Annotated in this window: 12 protein-coding genes; all 12 read right to left on the reverse strand. The window is 37.5% G+C overall.

The annotated features are described in order from the left end of the window. Window positions 1-2 precede the first annotated feature (2 nt). The 12 genes from nagA to dhaL all read right to left on the reverse strand — a co-directional run bounded on the left by nagA (window position 3) and on the right by dhaL (window position 13442). On the reverse strand, window positions 3-1151 hold the full coding sequence (gene nagA / locus HW423_RS00380) for an N-acetylglucosamine-6-phosphate deacetylase (RefSeq protein ID WP_218929983.1): 1149 nt from the start codon (window positions 1149-1151) through the stop codon (window positions 3-5). Between the two features lie 165 nt (window positions 1152-1316). Then, on the reverse strand, window positions 1317-2423 hold the full coding sequence (locus tag HW423_RS00385; RefSeq protein WP_218929984.1) for an ABC transporter ATP-binding protein: 1107 nt from the start codon (window positions 2421-2423) through the stop codon (window positions 1317-1319). A 51-nt stretch (window positions 2424-2474) separates the two neighbouring features. Beyond that, a complete protein-coding gene (locus HW423_RS00390) occupies window positions 2475-3302 on the reverse strand; it encodes a hypothetical protein (protein ID WP_218929985.1) in 828 nt (275 codons plus the stop codon). 16 nt (window positions 3303-3318) lie between these two features. Continuing rightward, entirely contained in the window at window positions 3319-4167 is an 849-nt protein-coding gene (locus HW423_RS00395; protein WP_218929986.1) for a sugar ABC transporter permease, read from the reverse strand. A 2-nt stretch (window positions 4168-4169) separates the two neighbouring features. Next, a complete protein-coding gene (locus tag HW423_RS00400) occupies window positions 4170-5477 on the reverse strand; it encodes a carbohydrate ABC transporter permease (RefSeq protein ID WP_218929987.1) in 1308 nt (435 codons plus the stop codon). 88 nt (window positions 5478-5565) lie between these two features. Beyond that, on the reverse strand, window positions 5566-6813 hold the full coding sequence (locus tag HW423_RS00405; RefSeq protein ID WP_218929988.1) for an extracellular solute-binding protein: 1248 nt from the start codon (window positions 6811-6813) through the stop codon (window positions 5566-5568). A 116-nt stretch (window positions 6814-6929) separates the two neighbouring features. Beyond that, entirely contained in the window at window positions 6930-8225 is a 1296-nt protein-coding gene (locus tag HW423_RS00410) for an alpha-amylase family glycosyl hydrolase (protein ID WP_218929989.1), read from the reverse strand. Window positions 8226-8361: 136 nt separating this feature from the next. Next, window positions 8362-10197, reverse strand: a complete 1836-nt coding sequence (glpO, locus tag HW423_RS00415; RefSeq protein ID WP_218929990.1) for a type 1 glycerol-3-phosphate oxidase — start codon at window positions 10195-10197, stop codon at window positions 8362-8364. Continuing rightward, on the reverse strand, window positions 10197-11714 hold the full coding sequence (gene glpK, locus HW423_RS00420; protein WP_218929991.1) for a glycerol kinase GlpK: 1518 nt from the start codon (window positions 11712-11714) through the stop codon (window positions 10197-10199). The genes glpO and glpK overlap by 1 nt, the downstream gene beginning before the upstream one ends. Before the next feature lie 41 nt (window positions 11715-11755). Beyond that, window positions 11756-12469, reverse strand: coding sequence for an MIP/aquaporin family protein (locus HW423_RS00425; protein ID WP_138405104.1), 714 nt, complete (start codon window positions 12467-12469; stop codon window positions 11756-11758). Between the two features lie 17 nt (window positions 12470-12486). Beyond that, window positions 12487-12861, reverse strand: a complete 375-nt coding sequence (gene dhaM, locus HW423_RS00430) for a dihydroxyacetone kinase phosphoryl donor subunit DhaM (RefSeq protein WP_138405103.1) — start codon at window positions 12859-12861, stop codon at window positions 12487-12489. Continuing rightward, window positions 12861-13442, reverse strand: coding sequence for a dihydroxyacetone kinase subunit DhaL (gene dhaL / locus HW423_RS00435; RefSeq protein ID WP_218929992.1), 582 nt, complete (start codon window positions 13440-13442; stop codon window positions 12861-12863). Before dhaL ends, dhaM begins: the two co-directional genes overlap by 1 nt. Window positions 13443-13454: the final 12 nt, after the last annotated feature.

The raw sequence follows: 13454 nt of genomic DNA on the forward strand, positions 1-13454 counted from the left end.
ATTTATTGTTTATATTTTAGTGCTCCATTTAAAAATGTTGCTTTTAATTCTAGGTCTTCTCCTACAATTATAAAGTCAGCATCTAAACCTGCTTTAATTTGGCCGCATACGTCATCGATATCGACTGACTTAGCTGGGGAGTAAGATGCCATTCTTAAAGCATCTGCTTGAGACACAATGCCCCATTCAAACATATTACGTACACTTTCATTCAAACGAAGGATCGATCCAGCTAGATTTCCTCCATCTTTCAGACGAGCCTGTCCGTCTTTTACTACGACTTCAAGTTCTCCTAATATTGATTCCCCGTCACCTAAGCCGCCTGCACGCATGCAATCTGTTACAAGGACCGTTTGTTTAGGTCCACGAGCTTTAACAACGACTTGAGCTGCGCCAGGATGTACATGATGACCGTCACTAATTAGTTCCGCAAAGACATTATCCAAGCCTAGTGCTGCTCCAACCATTCCAGGGTTACGATGATGAAGTCCACTCATGGCATTGTAAGTATGAATAAAAATGTTTGCTCCTGCATCTACGGCTTCTTTCGCTTCTTCATAACTTGCATCGCTATGCGCTAAGGCAGTTTTTACGCCAATAGTATTAGCAAATTCGATAAATTCTTTAACTCCATCACGTTCCGGCGCAATTGCAATTTTTTTAACTAAATCATTCGATAAGTCATTCCAATGTTTTAACTTTTCAATCGATGGATCACTCATGTAAGCTAGGTTTTGAGCGCCTTTGTACTTTTCAGTAAAGAATGGACCTTCTAGAAAGATACCTCGGATCTTTGCGCCTACCACATCTTCATAGTTGTCTCCAATTGTTTGGCATACATCGTTTAACTGCTCTGTTGACGCTGTTAACGTCGTAGGTAGCCAAGATGTCACACCACATGCTAGTAGTGCTTCTGATATCTTTTGAATCCCTTTGAAATCATTATCCATCACATCATGTCCCACATACCCATGGATATGTGTATCCACAAGCCCAGGTGCAATCGTATCTTCAGAATAATCTAAGATTTCGCCATCCGTTGGTTTCTCTAATATTATCCCATTGAACTTGCCATCTTCTATAGCTAAGTAGCCATCTTCAATGACTTCGTCGGTTAAAATTATTTTTTTAGCGTGTACATATCGTGTCATGTATTTCAACCCTTCCCTTTTCAATTTACTTATATGATTATCTTACCATTTTTTCGATTGAAAATGCCTTCATTTTACATCTATTTATAACAAAACACTCGTTAAAGAATGCATCGGTGACAATTAGTAATTTTGTCAAACATTCATTAAACGAGTGTAAATCTTTTATTTTTTAATTACTTCTTCTGTGTCTACATCAAAGAAATGACCTTTATTCATATTAAAAGCAAGTTCTACCGTTTCACCAGGTCCATGAGTATCACGAGCGTCTACACGGGCAACAAACGTAGTATCTCCTACTTTCGAATGAAGCATTGTTTCAGATCCCATTAACTCAGACACTACAACTTCAGCGTTAACACGTGCTCCAGAATATAAGTCTAGTGCCACTTGCTCTGCATTAATGTCTTCTGGACGAATGCCGAATACGACATCTTTTCCTTCGTATCCTTTCTCTTCTAATAGACGACGAGCAGGTTCGTATACTTCAACATCAATTTCTTTACCATCGGTGATCCGTCCATTTGAATAAGTTACATTAAAGAAGTTCATTGCAGGTGACCCCATAAATCCAGCCACGAACATATTCACTGGGTGATCATATACTTCTCTTGGTGAACCAATTTGTTGAATAAGCCCACGATCCATAATGACAATGCGTGTTGCTAAAGTCATCGCTTCCGTTTGGTCATGGGTAACGTAAATCGTTGTTGTGTTTAATGTGTTATGTAATCTAGCGATTTCAGTACGCATTTGAACACGTAACTTCGCGTCTAAGTTTGATAAAGGCTCATCCATCAAGAACACTTTTGCGTCACGAACAATCGCACGACCAAGTGCCACACGTTGTCTTTGCCCTCCAGATAAAGCTGCTGGTTTACGTTCTAAGAACTCCGTTAAACCTAAAGTTTCAGCTGCTGAATCAACACGCTTTTTGATTTCATCTTTTGAATATTTACGTAATTTTAAACCATAAGCCATATTATCAAATACAGTCATGTGTGGATAAAGAGCGTAGTTTTGGAAGACCATAGCGATGTTTCTATCTTTTGGCTCAACATCATTCATCACTTCATCGTCAATAACTAACTCGCCTTTTGTAATGTCTTCAAGACCAGCAATCATTCTAAGTGTTGTTGATTTTCCACATCCTGATGGTCCGACAAAGACGATAAACTCTTTATCATCTATTTCTAAATTAAAGTCAGAAACAGAATAAGTATCATTTCCTGGGTATTGTTTATAAATATTATTTAAATTTAACTTAACCATTATAGTATAACTCCTTTAGTTTTTTGATAGTAGCAATCCTTTAATTATCCTTTAATTATTCTGTACATAAGCATCATTAAAATGTGTCTTCCAATAAACCCACATTAACATCAGAACAAACAATAATCCTTGAACCGTCAGCATGGTTGTTGGATTTCCACTGATTAAACCAATCACCATAGCCATGACAGTTGGTAATCCTAAACAATTTAAGACGATGGTTAAAGCTTCTGAAAATGAATTAATGTCATACGTTTCATTTTTTCGCATAAAGGATAGGAAGAAACTTGATCCTAATATTAATAATAACAGGCTTACTAAGATAAGAACACTTAATTGAATATAATTCATTAATACAATTGAGGTTCGATTACTCCAAAACCATTGTTGTGACATCAATTCTTTTAGATTCTCTACGTCTTCAACTTCATTCATCGGCTTGTCACCTGTATAAGGTTGATAAAACAGAGATGAGATGTCTTCACCAAAGATGGTTTGATCAGAAGTATAAATAATACCTCCTCGATCACTCAATAATGTTTCAGCTGCTTCGATTGAAGGTGTTAAGCCAATAATAAGTTCGTCATTTTCTTTAATGATTTTTTCTTCCGTAATCCCAAGATCTGTTCCATTATTTTCAAGAGCATTTAACTCTCGAACGACTGATTCATCGATATAATCCATCACTTCAGGTACGTAGTTTGTTAAGTCTGCGCTAGTTGTTCTACCCAACTGTAATGATAAAGGTATCATCATTAACGAAGCTAGCAGAATCATGACAATTAACTTTTGCCAATGTTTTAAATACTGTCTATGTGTAAAACTTTTTACTGCAGAGAATGCAGTGATAAAAAAATTAATTGGAAATACATGCGCCATATAAATCATTCCTTATCTAACCTTTAGTACCGCCACTCGTTAATCCAGATACAAAATTCTTTTGTAACATAAAGAATAGGATGGAGATTGGGACCGCAATTAAGATTGCACCAGCGGCAAATAGTGCGACACGTTGATTTCGTGTGTCATTAATAAAAGTTTGTAAACCAACAGCGACCGTATATGATTCTTGGCTTCTTAATAAAAATCTAGCTAACATGAAATCCCCGAAAGGTCCCATGAATGCCCATAAAGCTTGAACGGCTATCATTGGTCTGACTAATGGTGTTATAATCTCCCAGAACGTTCTAATATGTCCGGCACCGTCAATTTTTGCGGATTCGTCTAAGTCATAAGGTACTGTATCAAAGTATCCTTTCATTAAGTAAGTATTCATTGGAATACCCCCACCAATATAAAGGAATGATAGGAACCAAAACTCATTAATCGCATCTAATAAGAAAGCCATTACGAAGAAGGCTGTTAAAGCCGCGGTTGTTGGAACCATTTGGATAATTAAAAACATCATTAAACTATTTTTGCGTCCCATAAAACGGTAACGACTGTATGCATAACCCGCTAAAGTAACAATGGTAACTTGTACAATCATTGTACTGAAGGCTACGATCAATGTGTTGACATACCATCTACCGTACATCGTCTCTTCGAAAAGTCTTCTAAAGTTATCTAAAGTCCATGTTGCATTTAAATCTAATGAAAAGGACGTGATGTTACCTGCCTGAAAGGCCGAACTCGCTGTTACTAAAAGCGGGTACATGATAATAATCGATAAGACAATCATAAATAAATACGTTAAGATCTGTCCGATGAGTCTTTTTGCTTTCGCTGAACCTTTCTTCTTCATAATTATTCATCCTCCATGTTAAATGCATTTGTCCGTTTAAATACAATCAGCGTCACACCAATAACGATAAATGACACGATGATTGTCAAAGCTGCTGCAAGTGAATATTGAGGGGAATTATTCGTCGTCAACTTAAATATCCAAGAAATTAGGATATCCGTTTGCCCGGCCCCACCACCCGCACTCCCGGGTCCACCATCATTAAATAGATAGATCATAGTGAAGTTATTAAAATTCCCAGTATATTGAGTGACGAATACTGGAGCTGCTACAGCAAAGACTGTCGGCATTGTAATGTCACGGAATCGTCTAAACGCTCCGGCACCATCAATTTTGGCTGCTTCATATAAATCTTCAGGAATCGCTTGTAAAATACTTGTCGTCATAACGTAAATATAAGGGAAACCTAACCAGCCTTGAATCATAATAATTGCAACTTTGGTCCAATAAGGATCTGTCTTCCAAGCAATACGCCCAATATCCATGAATGGAATAAAGTTATTTAGAAAGGGAATAACTTGCGTGTTAATGGCTCCAACTGAATCGTTAAACATATTCGAGAATGACATAATTGTAATGAACGCAGGCACAGCCCACGGTAATAGGAAAATAACCCCAAAAATACGTTTACCTTTAATGAACGGTTGGTTGGCAATAACTGCTGTAAACACTCCTAAAACAATTTGTAATGTTGTCGCACAAAGTGTCCAAATAATTGTCCAAGAGAATACCGATGTAAAAGCATCACGAAAAGTACTTAAAGTGAATATTTTTAGAAAGTTCTCCAAGCCTACCCAATTTAATAATTTAGCTGGTGGCATATTCATAATACTATAATCCATAAAAGCTATAAATATCGTCACAAGAACTGGGAATATAATTGCAAAGATCATTGCTAAATATGCCGGTACAATTAGTAAGTATGGAAATCCATTTTTATATACATTATCGAATAGTTCACGGAAAGTTTTATTTACGTGAATACCAGTGTTCCAGTGTGACGCCACTTTCTTCGCATCATATATGTTGTATATGTAGAAAAATAAAAATATGACTGTAACTAATACTTGTAATGTTCCTCGAATCATCATAAATAATGAATGATCTTCCATCGGTGTTGTTCCAAGTGTTACTAAATCATATATGGCTTGAATTCCAAATACATTTAATTCATAAACGAATAAAATAGCAACAGCTAAAAATAAGATACCTTTTATAATTTGCTTATTATAAAGTTGCCCTAGACCTGGGATGATCGATAAGGCAGCCGCCAATTTCTCATTTTTAATTGACTTTTTTTCTACTTCCATCATAAAGCCTCCTCTAATACTTCCCAAACTAATGATTAAAAAATCTGGCTGGCGTAGGCCAACCAGACATTGTTAGTTAATTTCAGTATTAATAATTTTGTTGAATTGTTTGCGTAATTAACTCTACTGCATCGTTTGCCGATTCTTCTGCAGTTTTAGTTCCGGAAGCTGCATCAAACATTAAACTTTCAGCTCCTACCCATACCTCGGCCATTTGAGGGATTTTTGGCATTGGTACTGCGTTTTCATATACATCAATTACAGCTGCTGTTAACTCGCTGTCTGATTGAGCTGCTTGCTCACGAGCTACTTGGTTCGCAGGAACTTCGCCTAAGCGTTCGTACATAATTGTTTGTTGCTCTTCACTAGTTACCCAGTTTAAGAACTCTTGTGCTAATTCAGTTTTTTCAGTAAAGGCTGAGATTGCCCATGCTTTCCCTCCACCAAATGGTTTGTATTCTTCACCATTAGGTAATGTTGGGATTGTTGTAGTAGCATAAGGAATTCCAGAGGCATTGAAATCATTTGCCATCCAAGGTCCAGTAATTACTGCAGCAGTTTTACCTTCCATGAATGATTGGTTAATGAAATCTGTTGCACTTGTTATGTCTAACATACCTTGTGGCCAAGTATTTTGGTACCAGTTTGTTGCGTACTCAATTGCTTCGATAGCACCTTCACTATTTAATCCGATGTCTTCAGTATTTGTTCCATCTTCACCAAATACATATCCACCGTAACCAGCTAATAGACCATAAGTCATATAGAAGTCAACCCAGTTAGTTAAGAAACCAACGTTACGTCCTTCTTCGCCTTCGAACGCGAAACGCTCATCTTGAGAAATCGCTTCTAATTCTTCAAATGTTTCAGGTGCAGCATCTAGTAATTCAGTGTTATAGAACATTACCAGTGCTTCAATAACAGTTGGCGCTCCATAAATTTGACCGTCCATTGTTACTTGTTGCTGATCCGTTTCATCGTAGCCTGCGTCTTCATTTAGAGTCACAGGTTGGATTAAACCTTGCATACTTAATGAACCGATACGGTCATAAGGTGCGATAACTACGTCCGCTCCTGTTCCAGCTGGCCCATCTAATGCTAAACCGTCTAATACTTCGAACATGTCTGTGTCCCAAACTTCAACACTTACACCATGCTCTTCTTCAAAAGCTTCGATATTTTCAATAACATAGTCATAATGACCAGCGGCAGAGACAATGAGTGTTTCCTCTTGTGCTAATACTTCCTGTGCAGGTAGTAATACACTTGCAGCAAAAGATGCTCCTAGAATCGCAGTTGTAGCACCAGTAATAATTTTTTTCCAATCAAACTTCATTGATTTCCCTCCTATTTTTGCGTTTTTGTAAACGCTTAAATTACTATAATTATAATACCGCAATCGTTTGCGTAAATCAAGCGTTTTCAAGTAGAAAATTCACATTTATTTCATAATTAGTAATTATTCACAAGTAAAGCTAGAGGGGTATTGGCTATATCTAGCTTTCCGTCAGTAATTGTTACTTTTTCTTCTGATATTAAATTCGTATATTCGCCATCTGCAACAGGGAAATCGATGGACCCTTCTGAGTCTTTTAAGTTAAACACTCCATAGAATGTCTGTTGAGCATTTTTAAAATTTAAAGTCACTGTATTAGTATCATTATCTGCTTCAAGTGAATATAAACCATCTAAAGGCACATATTCTTTCTGAACATGGGCTAACTTAGCTAGAAAATCGCTAATGTCATGTCCGCTGCCCCAATCAATTGGGTCGCGATCAAATAAACTTGGTGTCATCTCCGCTAATACTTCTTGTCCGTTATAAATTAACGACGATCCTTTTTGCATAAAGGTGAAAGCCGTCCATTGCATCAATTCACTGTCTTTTGGAATACGATGTCTAATTCGTAGATGATCATGGTTTTCTAAGTTTCTCATCTTCACATAATTCCAAGGATACGTGTAATCTTGTACTTTAAGACGTTCAATATATGCTTCGATACCAATCTTACCTTCTATATATAGTTCAAAATGATCATGAACATCATAGTCATAAGTCATATCAAAGGCTTGATAAATTTCACTGTCACTTAGTGCAATCATATCTTTTGATCTTAATTCGCGAATAAAACCAGGATGAACTGATTCGGATAACCAAATCACTTCTGAATTAATTTCCTCCACGGCTTCCCGTGCTTGTAACCAAAACTCAATCGGTACTAAAGGTGCAACATCACATCTAAAACCATCTACCCCACGTTTAACCCATTGTTCTAGTGTTTCAATTTGGTAATTCCATAGTTCAGGATGTTTATAATCTAAATCAACAATATCACTCCAATCACCGACGCGGTTTCCAAAATGACCTTCGGCTGTTTTATAAAACCAGTCAGGATGTTCATTAGCAAGAATAGAATCAGGCGATGTATGATTATAGACAATATCAATCATAACTTTCATCCCACGCTTGTGGATTTCTTCGATTAATTCTTCGAAGTCTTCCATTGTACCATAATTTGGATCGACACTGCGGTAATCTTTAATCGCATATGGTGAGCCATCTTCTCCTTTGCGGTTCTTCTCACCTATAGGATACATCGGCAGAAACCAGACGATATCTGTTCCTAAATCTTTGATTCGATCTAACTCAGAAACGACAGCTTTGAATGTACCTTCTTCAGTAAAATTTCTAACAAAGATACTGTAAATTACAAACTTTCTTAAGTTAATACTTGTTTGTTTTGCCATTCAATTTTCCTTTCTTCGTTTAGTAAAACGTTTGCATAAATTTTAACAAAAATAATCCCCTTTTGTAAAGTTAAATGTTAAATAAAAAATAATTAACCTGAGTTATAATCTTTACAAAGGGGATGATTGAGTTTAACTATTTTAAATCTTTGAGTGCATGTTCACTCATTGATTCTTCTAATTCTTGGGCTTGTCTTTCACTTTCTTCTGAACTTAATCCTAACTCTTCAGTAATGATTGCTTGGACTGGCTCAACTAAGCTATGCATCTCATCCGATCTAAAGAGCATGTAGTTTGTCCGTCTTAAGAAGAAGTCTTCACTTGTTAGGTTTGCTTCTTCATGAATTGCATAGAGTAAACTTATTGCATCTTTGACTGGCAATGATAATTTATCTGCATATTCTTTAGCTTGATCTAAATATTGTAATACACGTTCAGCGTTTGAACCATACAGGTTTGCTAAGTAATCAGCCTCTTCTGAATTCAAACCAGCTTCTTCGTATAATTTAGCAAATTCTTGAATGGATTCATCGACACGCGTTTTGTCAAAATGTCCACCAGACACTTGGTACGCTTTAGAATCAATTAAAGTAAATTCTTTATCGGTCTTTTTGTTCAATGTATCGATAATAACTTTCATCGCGCCTTCGGCCATTTTTCGGTAGTCAGTTATCTTTCCTCCAGCAAGGGTCAGAAGTCCAGTTTCACTGACAGATAAATCACTTCCACGAGAAATGGCGGATGGGTCGTTTCCAGACTCTGCATTATTACGATTCGCGTCACGAATTCCCTTCTCAACTTCGACTCTTGGAACTCTTCCTTCATTATATTCAGTGAATAATAAAGCTAATTCGTCAAAGCTTTCATCTGATAATGCGCCATTATGCCCACCATTATAATCCGATCCACTATTTCCTGAAATGAGCGGTCTAAGACCTGCCCAACTCGCTTCAATATCATCAATTGTAATCTTCGCTTCTGGGAAACGGCGATTCACAATCTCAAGTAAATACTCAACGTCATGTAAGCTGACTTGAGGGTGTTTTAAATCACCATCATAATCTGTATCGGTTGTTCCAAAATACGTTTTAGTTTCTCTTGGTAGTACGAATACCATTCGTTTGTCACCTTCACCACTATCAAAGTATATGGGTGAATTAACAGGTAGCTTCTTAGAATCGACCACTAAATGAACCCCTTTAGTTGGGCGCATTTGAGGTGTTGATTCAACTTCCGTATCAAGTGCTCGAATTGTATCACTCCATGGTCCGGTTGCATTAATAACTAACTGACTTTTCACTTTAAATGATTCTTGATTTAACATATCTTTAACAATGACAGACTGAATTCTTTGTTGATTATCATATTCAAAGCCTGTCACTTTTGCCCGACTCAAGACCGCTGCACCATCTTCATGGGCTTGCTTAATGTTTTCAATAACTAAGCGTGCATCATTATTGCGATAGTCTAAGTAAAATCCACCGCCAATTAAATTTTCTTTGGCCAAGTTTGGTTGTCTTTCGATAACCTCTTCTCTTGATAAGAGTTTATTCGCAAAGTCCGTCTCTTCGACACCAGCTAAACGGTCATATAAATCCATCGCCACTTTTAACTCTAATTGAGAAAAAGATGCGCCTGGTTCGTCATATAATGGTAGTAACATTGGATCTGGTTTCGGTATGTGCGGGGCAATGCCTTGAACAACTGCACGTTCCTGAACTGTTTCAGATACAACTTCTACATCAAATTGTTTCAAGTAACGTAAGCCACCATGTACTAATTTCGTTGAACGGCTACTTGTTCCTTCAGAAAAATCTTGCATTTCGAGCAAGGCCGTCTTCATTCCACTCGCCGCTGCTTGTACCGCCAGTCCAGCCCCAGTAATACCGCCACCAATGATTACTAAATCAAATGTATCTGCTTGTAACTGTTCAATTACTTCAGATCTTGAGCGATATGATAGAACTGCCACTACTCATCTCCTCCTTGAGATTTCTTAGCATAATATATTGTTGCGTCTACTGCATTTTCCCATCCTTCATATAAGGCTTTACGCTTGTCGTCTGCCATATCTGGTTCGAATGTTTCCCCGACTTCAATTAATTGTTTTAGTTCTTCTTGGTCTTTCCAATAACCTACAGCTAAACCAGCTAAGTAAGCTGAACCTAGAGCAGTCGTTTCTAATAATTTTGCACGTACAACCTTTACGTTCGCAATATCAGATTGGAATTGCATTAAGTATTGGTTCATTGCTGCCCCACCATCAACACGTAATTCCTCAATCTCTAAACCAGTATCTTTCTTCATTGTTTCTAATATGTCTCGTGATTGGTAAGCAATTGACTGTAATGTTGCTTTAACTAAGTCTTCTTTAGTAGTACCGCGCGTTAAGCCATAAACTGAACCTCGTGCTTCTGAGTTCCAATGCGGCGCACCTAAACCAGTAAATGCTGGTACTAGATATACTTCATCTTCACTTTTTGATTTATATGCCATCTCTTCAGTTTCAGGTGATTGTTTGAATAACTCAAGACCATCACGTAACCATTGAATCGCTGCTCCTGTAACGAAGATCGATCCTTCTAATGCATAGTGCACTTTACCATCAATGGCGTAACCAATTGTAGTAATTAAGTTGTTCTCAGAAGCTTTAACTTCTTCACCCGTATTCATAATCATAAATGAACCTGTTCCGTAAGTATTTTTAACCATACCTGGTTCAAAAGCCATTTGTCCAAATAAGGCTGCTTGTTGATCCCCTGCCATCCCTGCGATTGGCACTTTTTGTCCATAAAAATGATATGTCTTAGTGTATCCATAAACTTCAGAGTTTGATTTAACTTCTGGAAGCATTGATGCTGGAATATTTAATAACTCTAGGATTTCGTCATCCCATTTTAGATCATGAATATTAAATAACATCGTACGAGCTGCGTTTGAATAGTCCGTGACGTGAACGTCTCCACCAGTTAATTTATAAACTAACCATGAATCAATTGTTCCGAATAATAATTCGCCGTTTTCAGCGCGTTCTTGTGCGCCATCAACTTTATCAAGAATCCAACGAACTTTAGTTGCTGAGAAGTACGCATCGATAACTAATCCGGTTTTCTCTTGTATCGTATCTGTATGTCCATCTTTAATTAATTGATTAGCGATTGAAGCCGTTTGACGAGATTGCCACACAATGGCATTGTAGATTGGTTTTCCAGTTTCTTTATCCCAGATAACAGTCGTTTCACGTTGATTTGTGATACCGATGGCTTCAATGTCTTCTGGTTGTAATTCACTTTCAATAATTGCTTTTGAAATTACCGCTTGTACATTGTTCCAAATCTTATTCGCATCATGCTCTACCCAACCACTTTGTGGGTAAATTTGTTCGAATTCTTCCTGGCCACTTCCAACGATTTCACCTTTTTTATTAACAATAATTGCACGTGAACTTGTTGTCCCTTGGTCGATTGACATAATATATTTTTCAGCCATTCATATTCTCTCCTTTTTTAAACTCAATGCGTCTCAAAAAATTAAATACCTGCTAAAACTAGATTATAAATTAAACCTCCAACGATACCACCAACGATTGGTCCTAATACTGGAATCCAAGCATAACCCCAGTCAGCGTTTCCTTTGTTTTTCATTGGTAAGAATTGATAAACGATACGTGGCCCTAAGTCACGAGCTGGGTTAATCGCATAACCGGTTGTTCCACCAAGTGAAAGTCCGATGGAAGCTACAATTGCACCAACGACGAATGGTCCAAAACCTGATGATAAGTTATTTGGTCCCATTGCCATTACACCAATCACTAAGACTGCTGTACCAACAACTTCACCAATGAAGTTTGACGTTGTATCACGAACAGCGGGTGCTGTCGAGAATGCAGCTAATTTAGTTTCTGGATCTGGTGTCATATCCCAATGTGGTAAATACTGTAACCAAACAACGACTTGCGCTAACATTGCCCCAATCATTTGAGCAATAATATACATAAATGCTGTACCCCAAGATACTTGTCCTAGGACTGCGAAAGCAATCGAAACTGCTGGGTTTAAGTGAGCTGGACTATAGAAACCTGACACAAGTACCCCTAAAGTTACCGCAAGACCCCAACCAAGTGTTATCATAATCCAACCTGTGTTTTCGCCCTTAGTTCCTTTTAACACATTACCTGCAACAACACCATTACCTAATAATACCAATATAAACGTCCCTAATAATTCTCCTACAAAATCCATAATTGCCTACCTCCATTTTTTTATTTGTTTATTTTTAACTCATCAAGCTGTGCTTCAATTACTTCTATGTCTGCCTCTGCTTGTAAGAGTGCACCGGCTGTATATGCTCCTTCAACTACTGGAACTTCATATACTTTCACTTCTTTATCTGACATTTCGACTGCCATTTCTAAATTCATCTTTGCACTTCCAAGATCAAAAAACGCGAGCAGTTTATCTTTTGGATTCTTTTCAATCATCTCTGAAGCGGCGTCAAACGTTGTTCCAATCTCGCCATCTTCGTCTCCACCAGCATGGGTAATACTGACATCTTTCGCTACTTCATCTAATAAATTATGAATTCCTTGAGCTATATCTTTCGAATGTGACATAATGACAATTCCATATTCCGACATTATTCTATACCTCCTGCTTCTATAAATGCTTCAAATAATAATCCTGAGGAGTATGCACCAGGATCAATATGTCCAATTGAACGCTCGCCAACGTAGGAAGCTCTTCCTTTCGTTGCTTTCATATCTTTTGTGTTCTCAACGGCATCTTGGATCACATTAGAAGTTAAAGTTCCTTCTTTGAGTGCTTTCACAACGGGTGACCATGTATCAATCATTGTCTTTTCGCCTTCAGTGGATTTACCACGTTTTTTTATTGCCTCCAATCCATCATTCATTGACTCTGCCAACTCTGCTTCATTTTGCACACCTTTAGCTAGACCTAAAATTGCAGAACCATATAAAGGACCCGCAGACCCTCCAACATTACTCAAGAGATTTTTTGCTACCACTTTTAGAGCGTCTGCTGCTGTTTCTGGTTGATCGGTTTCTAAGCCTTCCATAACAGCTTTCATCCCACGGGACATATTATTCCCGTGGTCTGCATCACCAATAGGTGTGTCTAGTTCTGTTAATTTAACTTTTTCTGCTTGAACTTTTTCATTGAAAAGTTCCATCCATTTTAATACTACTTCTAATTCCATAAACCATCTCTC

It is taken from the genome of Ruoffia halotolerans, assembly GCF_014049385.1.
In the GTDB taxonomy this organism is placed as follows: Bacteria; Bacillota; Bacilli; order Lactobacillales; family Aerococcaceae; genus Ruoffia; species Ruoffia halotolerans.